This is a genomic window from Sphingomonas sp. GCM10030256, from assembly GCF_042666415.1.
Taxonomy (GTDB): Bacteria; Pseudomonadota; Alphaproteobacteria; order Sphingomonadales; family Sphingomonadaceae; genus Sphingomicrobium.
Genome location: NZ_JBHTDI010000001.1, coordinates 1,189,322 through 1,205,251 on the forward strand (window position 1 = coordinate 1,189,322; position 15,930 = coordinate 1,205,251).

Genomic DNA, 15,930 nt, shown 5'->3' on the forward strand with positions numbered 1-15,930 from the left:
CGCAATCGCCTCCCCAGAGAGGGTCCCCTCAATGTTCACAGACATCAGGCAAAATGGTTAAGAAACCGTTCGGCGAGAATCGCGCATCCGCCGAATGCGATGGCGACGCCGTAAGGGATCTTGGGACGGCCCGGCCGCCCGCGGCTGCGGTGCGCGACCAGCGCGAGAAGCGTCACAACGCCGCCGGCGATCGACATCCAGATCAGGAACTTGGCGGTGGCTCCTGGCGGAAACCACAAGGCCAGCGCGGCTGCGAGCTTCACGTCGCCGCCGCCCATCATTCCGGCGTAGAAGGCCAGCGCGAGCAGGACGAACACGCCCACAGCCACCGCCACCTGCAGCGCGGCATCCGGCCACAAGGGCAGGCCCGACGCCCACCAGTAAGCGGGGGCCAGTGAGGCCACGACCAGGTTCAGCCGATTGGAGATGGTGAAGGTGCGAACGTCGATCGCTGCGGCGATCAGCAGCAGCGCGGCAAGGCCGCCAAGCAGCAGGTCGGGCAGCAATTGGGTGAATCCGGCGTTCATCATGCGCCAGCGTCTAGACGGCGCGGCTTTCCAAACCGTAACCAGCGTCGGCATGGCAGTGGAAACGGACGTCCTGATCGTCGGCGGGGGCATCGCCGGAGCAAGCCTTGGCGCCCGGCTGGCCGCGCACAAGCGGGTCACGATCATCGAGGCGGAGGATCTTTGCGGGCGCCATGCGACTGGTCGCTCAGCCGCTTTCTGGCAGGCGAGCCTCGGCGGCGCCACTGCGGAGCGGCGGCTGAGCCTGGCGTCCAAGCCGATGTTCGATGCGGGTTGGCCAGGCTCGGACACCGCGCTGCTGCGGCATCGCGGGGCGCTGCATCTGACATGGGAGGGGCGAACCGAATTCGACGGGGCCGACGACCTGCCGCCCGGATATGCGGTAAACTTGATCGACCGGCAGGAGCTCGACCGCTTGATTCCGGCGCTAAGAGAGCATTGGACCGGCGCATGGTGGGAGCCGAGCTGCGCCGACATCGAGGTGGCGGCGTTTCACGCGGCTTGCCTGGCAGCGGTGCGCCGGAGCGGGGGAATCGTCCACACGGACGCTGAGTTCGTGTCGGCTGTCCGCGGAAACGGGGAGTGGGTCGCGCAAACGGCGGCTGGCGAACTCCGCGCAACGGTGCTGGTCAACACCGCCGGGGCCTGGGCGGACACGGTCGCGCGGCGCGCCGGGGTCGCTCCCCTGGCCCTGGAGCCGCGGCGGCGGACTGTGGTCCAGCTGCGCGTCGATCGTTCAGGACTGAAGGACCTGCCGTTCGTCACCGACCTTCACGAGAGCTTTTATTTCAAGGGCGAGGGCGACAGGAGCGTGTGGGTCTGCCCGCTCGACGAAACGCTGGTCGATCCGTGCGATGCAGCGCCCGAGGAAATTGACGTGGCAGTCGCCATCGACCGGTTCGAACAGGCGGTCGGCTGGAAGGTCGAGGCGGTGGAGCGCAAGTGGGCGGGGCTGCGCACCTTCGCGCCCGACCGGCACATGCTGTTCGGCTTCGATCCGGAGGCCGAGGGCTTTTTCTGGTGTGCGGGGCAGGGCGGGATGGGAATCCAGACCGCTCCCGCCGCGTCATTGCTGTGTGCAAGCCTGATACAGGGTGAGGCGCTGCCGGTTGAGTTGGAGGGGATCGAGCCCACCGACTTCGCTCCCGATCGGCTTCGCGGGCTCTAGGCCGCCCGCATCTGGTCCGCGGCGGCGCAGGCGAGAGCGTCAACGCGATCGTTCTCCGGGTGGCCGGCATGACCCTTGACCCACCGCCAGTCGATCCGGTGCCTCTCCGCCGCCTTGCAGAGTTCCTGCCACAGGTCGGCGTTCTTGACCGGCTTGCGGTCGGACGTCTTCCACCCGTTGCGCGTCCAGCCGTGGATCCACTTGGTAATCCCGTCGCGGACATACATGCTGTCGGTGTGGAGCGTCACCCGGCACGGCCTGGTCAGCGCGTCCAGCCCGCGGATCGCGGCCAGCAGTTCCATCCGGTTGTTGGTGGTGTGCGGCTCGCCGCCGGATAATTCCTTTTCCTTGTCGCCCATGCGCAGCAGTGCTCCCCAACCGCCTGGGCCGGGGTTGCCGCGGCAGGCGCCATCGGTGAACATCTCGACGTACGGCAATTCGCTCATGTCAGGCGACGAGTTCGCGCGGCAGCTTGAAGGTCAGGCCCTCCGGCACATGCTCGGCTTCCTCGACCCGCAGGGTGAAGCGGGTGCCGAGCGCATCCAGCACTTCCTGGACCAGGACCTCGGGTGCGGATGCACCGGCGGTCAGGCCCAGCGCCGACGGCTCTCCGAGCCACTCCCATTCGATGTCCGCCGCGCGCTGGATCAGCGCCGCGGGCACGCCCTCGCGCTCAGCCACCTCGACCAGGCGCAGGGAATTACTGCTGTTCGGAGCGCCGATAACCAGCATCCTCTCGCATCGTGCGGCGATCGCCTTGACCGCCGCTTGCCGGTTCGACGTGGCGTAGCAGATGTCTTCGCTGAGCGGCGCCCGGATGGCCGGGAACCGCTGCTGGAGCGCCGCCAGCACGGCCGCCGTATCGTCCACCGACAAGGTCGTCTGCGTCAGGAAGGCAAGGTTCTCCGGGTCGTCGAGCGTCAGGTTCGCCACGTCCTCGACTGTCTCCACCAGTGTCATGCTGCCTGGGGGGACTTGGCCGAAGGTCCCGATGACTTCGGGGTGACCGGCATGACCGACGAAGACGATGTGGCGCCCCGCTTCGATCAAGCGCTGCGCCTGCCGGTGGACCTTGGAGACCAGCGGGCAGGTCGCGTCGAGATAGTCGAGCCCGCGGTCCTGCGCCTCGGCCGGGACCGACTTGGGCACGCCATGCGCCGAGAAGATCACCGGAACGCCGTCGGGGACCTGGTCCAATTCCTCCACGAACACCGCGCCCATGGAGCGCAGCCGGTCGACCACGAACTTGTTGTGAACGATTTCGTGCCGAACGTAGACGGGCGGGCCATAGCGTTCGATGGCCAGCTCGACGATCTTGATGGCACGATCGACCCCGGCGCAGAATCCGCGCGGGGCCGCGATCACGACGTGGAGGTCTGGGCGGTCGGGAAGCATGGCGTGCATGTAAGCGATCGCTTGCTACCTTGAAAGGCGCTTCCTATGGATGCGCCAACTCCTAGCGCCCAAACGAAAGCCGTTCGCCCGTGAAAGCCATCGTCGCCTCGCTCTCGCTTGCCTTGTTGCTGACCGGCTGCGCCCGCACCGGTGAACTGGTTCCGGGCGGCGTTTACGTGGAGCGCAGCGGCTGCCCGCAAGTCGCCATTCCGGCGGCAACCGGCGACGTGACCGTCTTCAATCCGGTCAACTACACCACTGCGGGTGCAATCGATGTCGTCGCGGCGATGACCAACGTGCGCGCCACCTGCACGCAGGACGCGACCTATCTTGTATCGACGGCAAGTTTCGACGTGGTCGCCAGCCGCCGGGACGCCGGGCCCGCCCGGCAGGTGGTGCTGCCCTTCTTCACCGTGGCGGTCCAGGGCGGGACCAACATCGCCGCCAAGCGCGTAGGGGCGGTGGCGCTGGACTTCCCCGCGGGAAGCATGCGGGCCCAGACCCGCGGGCAAGCAACGGTTCGGGTGGCGCGATCTGCAGTGGCGCTTCCCGAGGATGTGCGCCGGGAACTGACCCGAGAACGGAAGGCGGGCGACCCCAATGCGGCGGTGGACCCGATGTCGGATCCCAAGATCCGCGATGCAGTCGCCCGGGCGACGTTCGAGCATCTGATCGGCTTCCAGCTTTCGCCGGACCAGCTCCGCTACAACGCCACGCGTTAGAGAGGCGGCATCGAGCGCAGGGCGGTCCTGATCTGCTCCTGGCTCCACAGGCCAACGTAGCGGGGGAAATCGCGGAGCGGGCGATAGTCACGCAGATAGCGGAGCGGCCGGGGCAGCGAGAATGGCGCTCGCTCCAGGTCCAGATAGCGCCATCCGCCGAGCGGGGCATCGAGGTTGTGATGCAGGGCCCGCGCTCGATGGGTGGTCAGCAGGGCAAACGGAACCTCTGATTTGGCGTAATTGTCGAGCGCACGCCGGATATCCGCGAACGGCAGGTGGAAAAAACAATCCCGGCAATGCCAGACGTCCGCTGCGGGGAACGGGTCCTCGCAGATATCAAAATGTCGTGATGTTCAGCTGCGGATGCGTACGATGAAGGTCCGCGACGAGCGACGGCGCAATGTCGCCGCCGAGGTAGCGTCTGCCCTCTGCAGCCGGAAGGATCCAGTTGAGGTCGCCGCATGGTGCATCGAAGATCGTCTCGACGGCTAGCTCATCGAGACACTCGCGGAGTTGGGCGACGTAGTACTCGGTGCGGGCCAACTCCGACCCGGCGCCGCTGCGGCTTTCCCCCGATGGCCAGCCCTCGCCGGTGTAGATGCGGTCGAACGCGGCCTGCCGATCGCCTGTCCCAGCTGTGGCAGGGTTGCCGAAGGAGCGCGGAAAGGGGTTGATCCCGAACGGTTTGCCAAGGGCGTTGAAGGCTCGAACCGCAAGCAATGAGGGCATGGTCTATCTTCGGCAGGAGCAATCGGGACGGCGAGGGTAGAGCCGCCAGTCGGTGGTGACAATTGCCGCCGTTTGTCGTTGACTCGCTGGGACGCCGCCGCCAAGGCTCGGCGCGTTCTTCCGATGGCTCAGGCGACCGGAAGTGCGCGCGGGAGAGTGTGGCGGGCAACCGTCGCCGCCGAAGGAGCAACCGCCCCCGGAATCTCTCAGGCACCCAGGACCGCGCGGACGAGGAACAGTCTGGAAAGAGCCCGCCGAGCTTCGGCACAGGCGGGCCGCCGAAGGGGTAACCCGCCGTGGCCCGAAGGTCCGCCGGGGAAAGCTCTCAGGTCGCAAGCGACAGACGGGGGTTCGTGACATACCAGCGCCGGTCCGGCGCAGGCACGAACATGCCTTGGGAGCGCTTGCGAAGATGGCCGAAGTTCAACATTCCACAGAGACGCTGCCGCTCGACGGCTGGCACCGCGCCCAAGGCGCGCGAATGGTGCCCTTCGCCGGTTACCAGATGCCCGTTCAATATGAGGGGATCATTGCCGAGCACCTCTGGACGCGAGAGAATGCCGGCTTGTTCGACGTCAGCCACATGGGGCAGCTGACCGTCCACGGGTCCGAGGTGGACTCCGCGCTGGAAACGCTCCTGCCCGGCGATCTCAAGATCCTGAAGGACGGCCGGCTGCGCTATTCGCTGCTGCTGGATGACACTGGCGGGATCATCGATGACCTGATGGCGACGCGGCGCGGCGATCATTTCTACCTGGTGGTTAACGGCGCCACCAAGCATGGCGACATGGCAGACATGCGCGAACGCCTGCCGCGGACGGTGGTTCTCGACCATATGAAGGAGCAAGCCCTCCTTGCGCTGCAAGGGCCTCGTGCGGCCGAGGCGCTGGAGGCGCTCGCGCCGGGCGTGGGCGAACTCACCTTCATGCAGGGGGCGGCGTTCCGCATCGGCGACACACCGGCCTGGATCAGCCGCTCCGGCTATACCGGCGAAGACGGGTTCGAGATCTCGATTGCCGCGTCGGCCGCCGAGGCTGTTGCGTCGCGATTGATGGAAAGCGAGCTCGTCAAACCGATCGGGCTCGGCGCGCGCGATTCGCTGCGGCTGGAAGCGGGGCTGCCGCTCTACGGGCATGATCTCAACCGGGGAACGACCCCGGTCATGGCCGACCTGGGATTCGCCATTTCCAAGCGCCGCCGCGCCGAGGGCGGGTTCGCGGGCTACCAGCGGATCCTCGGCGAACTGGAGAACGGCCCCGTGCAGCGCCGGGTCGGCTTTATCGTCGAGGGCCGCCAGCCCGTGCGGGAAGGTGCGCGCATCCTCGACGGCGAGGGCAATGAAGTCGGACGGGTGACCAGCGGCGGCTTCTCGCCGTCCCTGCAGCGGCCGATCGGAATGGGCTATGTCGCCACGGCGCTGAGCGGGCCGGGCACTTCGCTGACCCTGGAGCAGCGCGGCAAGCTGTTTTCGGCCGAGGTCGCGCCGATGCCCTTCGTCCCCCATCACTATCACCGCAAGGGAGCTTGAATCATGAGCCTGCATTTCACCGGCGAGCATGAATGGATCCGCCTGGAAAACGGCATCGCTACCATCGGCATCTCCGAGCACGCGCAACAGGCGCTGGGCGATATCGTCTACGCCGAAGTGCCGGAAACCGGACGCGCCGTGAACAAGGGCGACGAGGCCGCTGTCGTGGAGTCGGTCAAGGCCGCGTCGGACGTTTACGCGCCGTGCGCCGGCGAGGTTGTCGAGGGCAATCCGGCGCTGGCGGAAGATCCGTCGCTGATCAACCGCGATCCCGAAGGCGAGGGCTGGTTCTTCAAGATGAAGCTGGCGGACGAGAGCGAGTTGGACGGGCTGATGGACGAAGCCGCCTATCGCGAGTGGGTGAAGACCCTCTGACCGACATTGCCGCCTCGACCAGCCAGTGGGACGCGGGCGAGTATGCCCGGGTTGGCGGGTTCGTGCCTGCGCTCGGCGCGGCAGCGCTCGATCTGCTCGATCCCCAGCCGGGGGAGCATATCCTGGACGTCGGCTGCGGCGACGGGACCCTGACCCGACAGATCGTCGAGCGCGGCGCGACCGTCGTTGGGATCGACAACAGCATTTCGATGATTGGCGCGGCGCGGGGCAAGGGTCTTGACGCCCGGCTGATGGATGCGTCTCAGCTGAAGTTCGGCGAAGCCTTTGACGCCGCCTTTTCGAATGCCACGCTTCACTGGGTGTTGGACAAGGAACGCGCCGCACGAGCCATCTGGTTCGCGCTTAAGCCGGGGGGCCGCTTCGCCGGCGAGATGGGCGGGGCGGGCAATCTGGCTCGCTTGCGCGCCGCGCTTGACCAGGAGCTAGTGGAGCGCGGCTTCGGCCCGCCGACCTATGCCGCCAACTGGTATCCGGGCGTCGAGGAGTTTGCCGCCGTTTACGAGCAGGCCGGCTTCCGCGACATCGAGGCGCAGCTTGTGGAGCGGCCAACCGAACTCGAGCACGGCGTGGCTGCCTGGGTCACCACTTTCCGCGCCGGCTGGCTCGACCGCGCCGGAGTGCCGCTGGCTGAACGCCCCGCCGTCGCCGAAGCCGTCGCCCGTCGGGTCGACTCCGCCACTGCCGATTACGTCCGCCTTCGCTTCATCATGAGAAAGCCGTCCTGATGCGTTACCTGCCCCTCTCCGATGCCGATCGGAGCGCCATGCTCCAGACCGTCGGCGCCGCTACGATCGACGACCTGTTCCGCGACGTGCCGGAAAGCGCGCGGCAGCGGGGACCAATCGGGGGCTTGCCGATGCATGCCTCCGAAATGGCGGTGGAGCGCCACCTGTCGGCTCTCGCCCGCAAGAACACGCCTGCTGGCGAAGTGCCGTTCTTCCTCGGGTGCGGGGCATACAAGCATCACATTCCGGCGAGCGTCGATCACCTGATCCAGCGCGGCGAGTTCCTGACCGCCTACACGCCCTATCAGCCGGAGATCGCGCAGGGGACGCTGCAGGTATTGTTCGAGTTCCAGACGCAGGTTGCGCGGCTGTTCGGCTGCGAGATTGCCAATGCCTCGATGTACGATGGCTCCACCGCGTGCTGGGAAGCGATCGGCATGGCGCACCGGATCAGCCGCAGGAACAAGACGATTATCTCGTCTGGCCTGCACCCGCATTACCTGTCCGTGTGCGAGACGATGGCCAAGTTTACCGGCGACGAACTGGTCACGGCCACCCCCGAGCTTGCGGCAGAGACCGATGCCGAGCGCCTGATCGGCGCGATCGACGGGCAGACCAGCGCGGTGGTGGTGCAATATCCCGACATCCTAGGACGGGTGACCGACCTGCAGCCGATCGCCGACGCGGCCCACGCCGCGGGGGCGCTGCTGATCGCCGTGGTGACCGAGCCGGTAGCGCTGGGCCTGGTCAAGGCTCCGGGCGAGATGGGCGCCGACATCGTGGTGGGCGAGGGCCAGTCGATCGGCGTTGGGCTGAACTTCGGCGGCCCGTACGTCGGCCTGTTCGCCTGCCGCGAGAAGCATGTTCGCCAGATGCCGGGGCGGATCGCCGGCGAGACGGTCGACGCGGAAGGCAAGCGCGGATTCGTCCTGACTCTGTCAACCCGCGAGCAGCACATTCGCCGCGAAAAGGCGACCAGCAACATCTGCACCAACTCCGGCCTGTGCGCGCTGGCCTTCTCGGTCCACATGACCCTGCTCGGCGAGAAAGGGCTGCGGCAGTTGGCCGAGCTCAACCACGCCCGGGCTGTTGAAGTCGCCGGGCGGATGTCCGCGATCCCCGGGGTCGAGCTGGTGAACGGAGGATTCTTCAACGAATTCACCTTGAAGCTGCCGATCGAAGCGCGGCCTGCGGTGCATGCAATGGTGGACAAGGGTGTGCTTGGCGGCGTGTCGCTGGGACGGTTGTATCCGGGCGTCGGCGCGCTTCGGAATGGATTGGTGGTGGCGGTGACCGAGACGGTGACCGATGCGGACGTGGACGCGCTCGAAGCGGCGCTGAAGGAGGTAGTGGCGTGACGGTCAACCAGAGCGGCTGGAAGCCGAGCGCTCCCATAGGCCATGCCGGCGAGACGGGCACCGTAACCGGCAATCGGGCGCTGATGCTCGAAGAGCCGCTGATCTTCGAAATTGGCGACACCGACACGACCGGCGTCGATTTCGCCGCAACGGGAACCGCTGCCGGCTCACGCCTGGGCAGCCTTCTCCGCACCTCCGAGATCGGCCTGCCGGGCCTGACGGAGCCGGAAACAGTCCGCCACTACACCCGCCTGTCGCGGCAGAATTATGCGATCGACCTTGGTCTGTTCCCACTGGGTTCGTGCACGATGAAGCACAACCCGCGCCTTAACGAGAAGATGGCGCGGTTGCCCGGCTTTGCCGACATTCACCCGCTGCAGCCCCAGGAAACGGTGCAGGGCGCGCTTGAGCTGATCAACCAGCTGGCCTTCTGGCTCATCGACCTGACCGGCATGCATGGCGTGGCGATGAGCCCCAAGGCCGGGGCGCATGGCGAGCTGTGCGGCCTGCTGTGCATCCGCGCGGCGCTCGAGGCGCGAGGAGATGCTCGGCAGGTGGTGCTGGTGCCGGAAAGTGCCCACGGCACCAACCCGGCGACTGCGGCCTTTTGCGGCTATCGGGTGGAGAACATCCCCGCCAATGCTGCGGGGCGGGTGGACCTGGAGGCGCTGAAGGCGCGGCTCGGACCGGACGTCGCCGCGGTGATGATCACCAACCCCAATACCTGCGGCCTGTTCGAACCCGACATGAAGGCGATCAGTGAGGCCGTTCATGCGGCGGGTGCCTTCGTCTACTGCGACGGAGCGAACTTCAACGCGATCGTCGGCAAGGTCCGTCCGGGCGACCTCGGCATCGACGCGATGCACATCAACCTGCACAAGACCTTCTCCACCCCGCATGGCGGCGGCGGTCCGGGCTCCGGCCCGGTGGTGCTGTCCGAAGCGCTTTCTCCGTTCGGGCCGTTGCCCTTCGCCGCAAAGATGCCGGACGGCAGCTTCAAGCTGGTCGAGGAGGAGAGCGCCGGGGAAGAGCATCCGAACGCGTTCGGACGGATGACCGCTTTCCATGGCCAGATGGGCATGTTCACCCGCGCTCTGACCTACATCCTCAGCCATGGCGCGGATGGCCTGAAGCAGGTGGCGGAGGACGCGGTGCTCAATGCCAATTACATCCTGCGCAGCCTGGAAGACGTGCTCGACGCGCCCTTCGCCCGCTCGGGGCCGTGCATGCATGAGGCGATTTTCTCGGATAAGGATTTCGCCGGCGGCCTCACCACGCTCGACTTGGCCAAGGCGCTGATCGACGAGGGCTTCCACCCGATGACGATGTACTTTCCGCTGGTGGTGCACGGCGCGATGCTGATCGAGCCGACGGAAACCGAGTCCAAGGCTGCTCTCGACCAGTTCATATCCGCGCTCCGCTCCATTGCCGAGCGGGCGCGGGCAGGGGACGAGAGCCTCAAGGCCGCGCCGGTCCACGCGCCCCGGCGCCGGCTCGACGAGACGCTGGCTGCGCGCAAGCCGGTCATCGCCTGGCGCCAGCCTGCCCCGGACGCGCCCAAGATCAGCGCCCGGAGCGAGGTCGGCGGGCAGTAGGATGAGCTGGGACAGCATCTTCGTCCTGACTAACGTCGTCGCCGTGGCCGGCTGGGCGATGCTGCTGTTTCTGCCGCGCAGGCCCGCGACCCACGCCTTCATTCTCTTCGCCTGCGTCGGCCTGCTATGCCTCGCCTATCTCATCATGTTCGGCGGCCTCGTCGGCGGCTGGCTGGACCCGGCCCGCGTTGCGGGTGCCGCGCCACCAAACCTCCTCGATTACTCGGTCGACGGCATCCGTGGCCTGTTCATGAGCGATGGCGGAGTGGTGCTCGGCTGGACCCACTACCTTGCTTTCGACCTGTTTGTTGGTCTGTGGATCGGCCGCGACGCCGACGCGAAGGGTTTCAGCCGGCTGATGCAGATGCCTTTTCTGCTCGGGACGTTCCTGGCAGGACCAATCGGGCTGCTGCTGTGGCTGTTGATGCGCGAGCGGCGGGCGCGGCGGACGGTCAGGGCGGGGTGAAGCTCCGCGCTCCGGCGGCCGCGCGCAATCGCGAGCCGATCGCCCAGGTTCTTGCCGACTGGTTGCCGCCGAGTGGGCTGGTGCTGGAGGTCGCGAGCGGGACCGGTGAGCACGCGATCGCTTTCTCGCGGGCATTTACGCAGCTGGAATGGCAGCCGAGCGACCCAGACCGGACGGCGGTTGCTTCCATCGAGGCGTGGCGCGAGTCGGAAGGCCCGTCGAACCTGCTCCCGCCCTTGGCCCTGGACGTGCGCCAGCCGAAGTGGCCGGTTGCCCAATGCGATGTCGTGCTGGCGATCAACATGGTTCACATTGCGCCCTGGAGCGCTTCGGAAGGGCTGATCGACGGGGCGGCGCGGGTGCTGGGGCGAGGTGGGTTGCTGGTCCTTTACGGGCCGTGGCTAGTCGAGGGCGAGCCGACCGCGGTCAGCAATCTGGCGTTCGACGCCGACCTCCGCCGCCGGGACCCGGCGTGGGGACTCCGGGAGGTGCGCGACTTCGCGAATCTGGCCCAAGCGCGTGGGCTCGACCTCGTCGAACAGCGCTCGATGCCGGCCAATAACCGCATGCTTTTGTTCAGGAGGCGGTGAAGCGCCGCCCGGCTTCCGCGCACAGCCATACCCAGGCCAGACCGAACAGCCAGCCGCCGAGCACGTCGGTAGGCCAATGCACCCCGAGCAAGGGACGGGTCGCGCCGATCGCCAGGCTGAGGAGGATTGCCCCCGCCGCTCCCGGCGCGCGCCATCGGGGCGGCAGGGCGAAGAGCGCGATCGCGAGGTAGGTCACCATCGCATTGCCGGCGTGGCCACTCGGGAAGCTGAGGGAGAAGGTCGTCACCGGATGCGCGTCGAACGCCGGGCGAGGCCGGGCGAAGGCGATCTTCATCCCTTCGATCAGCAGCCGTCCACCGATCACCGTGGCTGCCAGCAACATCGCGTCCGCGAACCGGCGTCGCCAGGCCGCCGCCAGACCGGCGACAAGCGCCAACGGCAGCAGGAACTGCGATCCGCCAAGGTCGGTGAACAGCACCATCAGCCTCACCGCATTTGGCTGAGCGGCTCGCCACTGGGAGAAGTGCTGAGAGATCGCGACGTCGAACGACAGGCTGGACAGCCCGAGCACGATGACAAGCAGCAGGGTGATTGTGGCGGCGACAGCGGCAGTGAAGGCGGAAATGGTTTTGGGCATGCCGCGTTAAACGAAGTTTTACTCCCTCCGTCTATTCAAACCGGATGGACGAGAGCAGCAAGGTACAGAATCGTCGTGAGCGGCGGTCGAACGTGCTGATGGCGGCGGCGCTTGAATATTCGGGCAGATCGCTGGCGGTGAAGATGCGCAACCTCAGTTCCGACGGCGCTCTGGTGGAGGGCGACAACCTGCCGATCGAGGGCGCGGAGATCGTGTTCCGGCGGCAGGAATTGGCGGTGCCCGGCCGGGTGGTATGGGTCCGCGCGGGCCGTGCGGGCCTCTCTTTTGCAGAACCCCTCACTCCCGAGGCGGTGCTGCGCCACGTCCCAACGCCCAAGCCGCGTGTCCTTCCTGAGTTTCGCCGGCCCGGATTAGGGAACCGAACCTTGTCTGCCGAAGAAAAAATGCTCGGTGAGCAGTGGATTTGCCGCGCGGGTGCCGATCGGCCGGGCGAGTGAGGCGAGCTCAGGCGGCGCGCTGGCTGCTTTGGGCCTGAAGCCAGCCGATCAGGACCGGCAGCGGCAGCAGCCGGTTGAAGGTGATTCCGGCTAAGCCACTCTCCGACCATCGGACCACTCCCGGCTGAGGCTCCAGGCCGGCAAGCGAGACCACCACATCGGTGCCCGCCTCGAGAGGTTGGTTGCACTCCACCTTGATGCCCCCCTGCGAAATGTCGCAGGCGCGCATCCTGTACGGGAATGCTCCTTCCCGCACTACAACGGTTGCGCGCGTCTCGATCCTTGGCATGCGTGGGCGCGGATCGCCTTCGCCTTGAGCGAGCAATGCCGCGACGTCGATGGGCTGATCGAACGCGAGCCCGACCTGATGGTCGCGGACCCAGGAGACTCGCCCGTCCAGCCGCTCGCCGCATTTCATCTCGACTCCGATCGGCTGATCGGGCTTCAGGGCACGGTAGACGCGAAGCTTCATCCCGCCCGAAGAGACGTTCTTGATCAGGCACAATTCGCGAAGGTCGCCGATAATCAGCGAGCCGACCCGGAACAGGGTCAGATGTCGCCCGCCCTCCCGCCGCTCCGGTGGCGCCGGCGGATCTTTGCTCAGGGAGTAAAGCGTCGCTTCGACCGGAAGTTCGTTCACCCGTTCGCTCCGTCCCACGCCACCGGACGGCGGCCACAACACGCGACCCGCAAGCTAGCCGGAGCTGTCTTACCGAATTGTTGAAGACGTATCCGAAACGGCGACCGGCTCGCTGTCGTGGCGGTTGTTGTCAGTGGGGCCAGAGCGGCGTATCTCGGACGTGGAGGTTGCCGATGCGCCGTTTTCTGCTCCTTGCCGGACCGATCGCTCTGTTGGGCGCGACGCAGCTATCGGGGCAGATGTCCCCGCAGCATCTGGAACCGGTTGCCGGCGGCGTGGATTCGACCACCCAGGCGCAGGAGATCGGCATCAAGCCGGACGAGACCGACCGCATGACGGTTCAGGTGGACGTAGCGGGCGCGGGCCCATTCAATTTCCTGGTCGATACCGGCGCCGAGCGAACCGCCATCTCCCACCAGCTTGCCCGGCACCTGAAACTGCCGTCCGGGCCAACGGCGCGTGTGCACAGCATTTCCGGCGCCAATCCAATCAGGACCGCGCGCATTCCGGGGCTGGGGCTTAGCCAGAAGCGGATCGGCAGCATCGATGCCCCCATGTTCGACGCGAGGAACCTGGGCGCTGATGGGATGCTGGGGGTCGACAGCCTGCGCTCGCAGCGCGTGCAGTTCGACTTCGGCAAGGGCACGATGACCATTGTTCCGTCCGCGCAAAAGCGCGAGCGCGACACGCCCGATACGATCGTGGTTCGGGCAAGGTTGCGCAACGGCCGTCTGGTGATGACGGAGGCAAGGGTCGAGGGCCGTCCGGCGGCCGCCGTGATCGACACGGGGTCACAGATCACGATCGGCAATCCCGCCTTGCGAGCTGCCTTGTCCAGGAGCTCGGTGACATCGATCCGCCCGGTGTTGATCGAGTCGGTCACGGGCGACACGCTGATGGCGGAATATACCATCATCAAGGAACTGAAACTCGGCGACGTCACGCTGACCGATTTGGCGGTGGCCTTCGCCGACGCGCATACCTTTCGGCAGCTGGGTTATGTCCGGCAGCCGGCCTTGCTCCTGGGAATGAACGCGATGCGCGCATTCGACCGGGTGTCGATCGATTTCGCAAGCCGCAAGCTTCGGATGCATCCCCGCAAGGATAGCGCCGTCGAGGACGTCCGCCTGGCAGCGCGATAATCGCAACTGCACTCTCGCAGGGGAACAGGAATGGTGAGCCGTGCTGGGCTCGAACCAGCGACCTACTGATTAAAAGTCAGTTGCTCTACCGACTGAGCTAACGGCCCTCACGGGAGCGCCCTACCGCCGAGAAGGACGGCGGGCAAGGCGCTGCGCGAGATGGCGGGCGGTGAGCGGTCCCGCGATCCGCCATCGCGGGGCGATCGCCAGGAGCGGCTGCAGCACGAAGGCGCGTTCCGCCGTTCGTGGATGAGGGATGGTCAGGCACCGGGACCGCACCGGCGGTCCGCTCCAGGCGACGATGTCCAGATCAAGCACCCTGGCCCCCCAGCGCCGCCCCGGCCGCCGCCCGAACCGTTGCTCGATCGCTTTCAGCCGACCCAGCATGGCTTGAGGTGCAAGGTTGCTGCTGACGAGGACCACCGCATTGGCGAACTCCCGTCCAGCGCCGCCATGCGCGGGATTGATCAGAATGGACGAAGCGTCGAACAGGTCGAACTCGGAATCGAGCGTCACGATGGCTGCAGCGATCACTTGGGGCGGCCGGCCATGGCGGCCGTGCAGACGATTGGAGCCCAAGGCGATCGCATAAAGGTTCGGGTTTTCGGTCAATGAGCGCCGCAGTCCAGAGTTTATCGAAGGACTGTCCTCCAATCCGTGGGGGTAAGAGCAAAAACTGGGCTTCGACAAGCTCGGGGCGAGGGGGCTAGGAGACGGGATGCTCTTCCCCCCAGCTGCCGCGACAACCCTCTCGCCCGTTCCGCAGGCCGAAGCACCGCGCGATTGCCCGCTGTGTCCACGACTTGCGGCTTTTCGCGCGGAATGCAGGACGGAGCATCCCGAGTGGTGGAATGCACCGGTGCCTGCATTCGGTGATCCGGATGCGTGGCTCGCGGTTGTCGGCCTTGCCCCAGGCAAGCACGGCGCGAACCGCACCGGGCGGCCGTTCACCGGCGACTATGCCGGGGAACTGCTCTATGCCACCTTGCTGAAGTTCGGCCTTGCCGAGGGCGAGTACCAAGCCGATCCGGCCGACGGGCTGCGCTTGCGCGGAGCGGTTATCCTCAACGCGGTCAAGTGCTTGCCCCCGGCCAACAAGCCCGACCCGGGCGAGATCGCGACCTGCCGGACCTACTTCGAAGCGGCGCTCGCCGATCTGCCCAAGGTGCGGGTGCTACTGGCGCTCGGACAAATCGCCCATGTCGCCGCGGTCCGCGCGCTTGGCCTGAAGCCGTCTGCTGTGAAGTTCGGCCATGGTGCCGAAGCGACGGCTCCGAACGGCCAGACTCTCCTGTCGAGCTACCATTGCTCGCGTTACAACCAGAACACCGGCCGACTGGACGCGGGCATGTTCGAGAGCGTGTTCGCGCGGGCCGTGGAGATCGGCCGTGGATGAGCTTCGCACCGAGCGGCTCCTGCTGCGCCGCGCCAGGATGGACGATGCGGCGGCCGTGCATCGCCTGATGAGCGACCGCCGGGCGATGCGCTACTGGTCCACCCCGCCGCATGGAGGCCTGGAACAGACCTTGGGTTGGCTGCGGTCGATGATCGGCGCTCCGGCAGATGAGAGCGATGACTTCCTTATCACCTTGAACGGAAAGGTGATCGGCAAGCTCGGCTGCTGGCAACTGCCAGAGGTTGGTTACTTGCTCGATCCGGAGGTGTGGGGCAGGGGCTTCGCCACTGAGGCGATGCAGGCATTCGCGGCGCGGCGCCGAGCGCTTGGCTCACCGGAGCTGACGGCGGACGTGGATCCGCGAAACATCGCCTCGCGCCAACTGCTCGAACGCTGCGGCTTTTCGGAAACGGGTTCCGCAGCCCGGACGTGGTGCGTGGGCGGGGAATGGTGCGACAGCATCTACTATCGCCTGGCGCTGTGAACCGAGGCAGCGC

Annotated in this window: 20 protein-coding genes, 1 tRNA gene and 1 riboswitch; of the genes, 13 read left to right on the top strand and 8 right to left on the bottom strand. The window is 66.7% G+C overall.

Translation table 11 applies throughout. From position 1 onward, the window contains the following. Positions 1–44 precede the first annotated feature (44 nt). Complete coding sequence (locus ACFQPG_RS05900; protein WP_380810961.1) at positions 45–530, bottom strand: prepilin peptidase; 486 nt, start codon at positions 528–530, stop codon at positions 45–47. On the opposite strand from ACFQPG_RS05900, the gene ACFQPG_RS05905 reads away from it, so the two are divergent. Beyond that, positions 529–1,695 (top strand): NAD(P)/FAD-dependent oxidoreductase, encoded by a 1,167-nt coding sequence (locus ACFQPG_RS05905; protein WP_380810963.1) that lies wholly within the window; start codon positions 529–531, stop codon positions 1,693–1,695. The genes ACFQPG_RS05900 and ACFQPG_RS05905 overlap by 2 nt on opposite strands. Here the strand turns inward: ACFQPG_RS05905 and rnhA are convergent. Beyond that, complete coding sequence (gene rnhA / locus ACFQPG_RS05910) at positions 1,692–2,141, bottom strand: ribonuclease HI (RefSeq protein ID WP_380810965.1); 450 nt, start codon at positions 2,139–2,141, stop codon at positions 1,692–1,694. The two genes, ACFQPG_RS05905 and rnhA, sit on opposite strands and share 4 nt — an antisense overlap. Position 2,142: 1 nt before the next feature. Next, positions 2,143–3,099, bottom strand: coding sequence for a 4-hydroxy-3-methylbut-2-enyl diphosphate reductase (gene ispH, locus ACFQPG_RS05915; RefSeq protein WP_380810967.1), 957 nt, complete (start codon positions 3,097–3,099; stop codon positions 2,143–2,145). Positions 3,100–3,179: 80 nt separating this feature from the next. Here ispH and ACFQPG_RS05920 point away from each other — a divergent pair, with 80 nt between their 5' ends. Next, complete coding sequence (locus tag ACFQPG_RS05920) at positions 3,180–3,812, top strand: hypothetical protein (RefSeq protein WP_380810969.1); 633 nt, start codon at positions 3,180–3,182, stop codon at positions 3,810–3,812. Positions 3,813–4,148: 336 nt separating this feature from the next. On the opposite strand, the gene ACFQPG_RS05925 is transcribed toward ACFQPG_RS05920, so the two are convergent. Beyond that, positions 4,149–4,541, bottom strand: coding sequence for a hypothetical protein (locus tag ACFQPG_RS05925; RefSeq protein ID WP_380810971.1), 393 nt, complete (start codon positions 4,539–4,541; stop codon positions 4,149–4,151). A gap of 139 nt (positions 4,542–4,680) precedes the next feature. Further along, a riboswitch (glycine riboswitch) is annotated at positions 4,681–4,774 on the top strand. A gap of 179 nt (positions 4,775–4,953) precedes the next feature. Between ACFQPG_RS05925 and gcvT the strand changes: the two genes are divergently transcribed. The 7 genes from gcvT to ACFQPG_RS05960 are packed head-to-tail and all read left to right on the top strand — an operon-like array spanning position 4,954 to position 11,199. Beyond that, positions 4,954–6,069: a glycine cleavage system aminomethyltransferase GcvT gene (gene gcvT, locus ACFQPG_RS05930; RefSeq protein ID WP_380810973.1), complete on the top strand. Its 1,116-nt coding sequence runs from the start codon at positions 4,954–4,956 to the stop codon at positions 6,067–6,069. Between the two features lie 3 nt (positions 6,070–6,072). Further along, positions 6,073–6,444 carry a glycine cleavage system protein GcvH gene (gene gcvH / locus ACFQPG_RS05935; RefSeq protein ID WP_380810975.1) on the top strand — a complete coding sequence of 124 codons (372 nt, stop codon included), beginning with the start codon at positions 6,073–6,075 and terminating at the stop codon, positions 6,442–6,444. Then, entirely contained in the window at positions 6,426–7,190 is a 765-nt protein-coding gene (locus tag ACFQPG_RS05940; protein ID WP_380810977.1) for a class I SAM-dependent methyltransferase, read from the top strand. The genes gcvH and ACFQPG_RS05940 overlap by 19 nt, the downstream gene beginning before the upstream one ends. Beyond that, entirely contained in the window at positions 7,190–8,548 is a 1,359-nt protein-coding gene (gene gcvPA / locus ACFQPG_RS05945) for an aminomethyl-transferring glycine dehydrogenase subunit GcvPA (RefSeq protein ID WP_380810979.1), read from the top strand. Before ACFQPG_RS05940 ends, gcvPA begins: the two co-directional genes overlap by 1 nt. Continuing rightward, positions 8,545–10,143 (top strand): aminomethyl-transferring glycine dehydrogenase subunit GcvPB, encoded by a 1,599-nt coding sequence (gene gcvPB / locus ACFQPG_RS05950; RefSeq protein WP_380810981.1) that lies wholly within the window; start codon positions 8,545–8,547, stop codon positions 10,141–10,143. The genes gcvPA and gcvPB overlap by 4 nt, the downstream gene beginning before the upstream one ends. A gap of 1 nt (position 10,144) precedes the next feature. After that, positions 10,145–10,609, top strand: coding sequence for an ABA4-like family protein (locus ACFQPG_RS05955; RefSeq protein ID WP_380810983.1), 465 nt, complete (start codon positions 10,145–10,147; stop codon positions 10,607–10,609). After that, positions 10,558–11,199 (top strand): DUF938 domain-containing protein, encoded by a 642-nt coding sequence (locus ACFQPG_RS05960; RefSeq protein WP_380810985.1) that lies wholly within the window; start codon positions 10,558–10,560, stop codon positions 11,197–11,199. The genes ACFQPG_RS05955 and ACFQPG_RS05960 overlap by 52 nt, the downstream gene beginning before the upstream one ends. On the opposite strand, the gene ACFQPG_RS05965 is transcribed toward ACFQPG_RS05960, so the two are convergent. Then, positions 11,186–11,797: a phosphatase PAP2 family protein gene (locus ACFQPG_RS05965; protein WP_380810987.1), complete on the bottom strand. Its 612-nt coding sequence runs from the start codon at positions 11,795–11,797 to the stop codon at positions 11,186–11,188. The two genes, ACFQPG_RS05960 and ACFQPG_RS05965, sit on opposite strands and share 14 nt — an antisense overlap. A 44-nt stretch (positions 11,798–11,841) precedes the next feature. On the opposite strand from ACFQPG_RS05965, the gene ACFQPG_RS05970 reads away from it, so the two are divergent. Then, positions 11,842–12,255, top strand: coding sequence for a PilZ domain-containing protein (locus tag ACFQPG_RS05970; RefSeq protein WP_380810989.1), 414 nt, complete (start codon positions 11,842–11,844; stop codon positions 12,253–12,255). Positions 12,256–12,262: 7 nt separating this feature from the next. Here the strand turns inward: ACFQPG_RS05970 and ACFQPG_RS05975 are convergent, their stop codons facing one another. Then, complete coding sequence (locus ACFQPG_RS05975) at positions 12,263–12,895, bottom strand: PilZ domain-containing protein (protein ID WP_380810991.1); 633 nt, start codon at positions 12,893–12,895, stop codon at positions 12,263–12,265. Between the two features lie 173 nt (positions 12,896–13,068). Here ACFQPG_RS05975 and ACFQPG_RS05980 point away from each other — a divergent pair, with 173 nt between their 5' ends. Beyond that, the gene (locus tag ACFQPG_RS05980) at positions 13,069–14,037 is read left to right on the top strand and encodes a retroviral-like aspartic protease family protein (protein ID WP_380810993.1); all 969 of its coding nucleotides are present in this window, start codon (positions 13,069–13,071) and stop codon (positions 14,035–14,037) included. A 31-nt stretch (positions 14,038–14,068) separates the two neighbouring features. On the opposite strand, the gene ACFQPG_RS05985 is transcribed toward ACFQPG_RS05980, so the two are convergent. Further along, positions 14,069–14,144 (bottom strand) — tRNA-Lys (locus tag ACFQPG_RS05985). Between the two features lie 13 nt (positions 14,145–14,157). Then, a complete protein-coding gene (gene folK, locus ACFQPG_RS05990; protein WP_380810995.1) occupies positions 14,158–14,649 on the bottom strand; it encodes a 2-amino-4-hydroxy-6-hydroxymethyldihydropteridine diphosphokinase in 492 nt (163 codons plus the stop codon). A 106-nt stretch (positions 14,650–14,755) separates the two neighbouring features. On the opposite strand from folK, the gene ACFQPG_RS05995 reads away from it, so the two are divergent. Then, a complete protein-coding gene (locus ACFQPG_RS05995; protein ID WP_380810997.1) occupies positions 14,756–15,433 on the top strand; it encodes a uracil-DNA glycosylase in 678 nt (225 codons plus the stop codon). Then, complete coding sequence (locus ACFQPG_RS06000; RefSeq protein WP_380810999.1) at positions 15,426–15,917, top strand: GNAT family N-acetyltransferase; 492 nt, start codon at positions 15,426–15,428, stop codon at positions 15,915–15,917. Before ACFQPG_RS05995 ends, ACFQPG_RS06000 begins: the two co-directional genes overlap by 8 nt. The last annotated feature ends 13 nt before the right edge of the window (positions 15,918–15,930 follow it).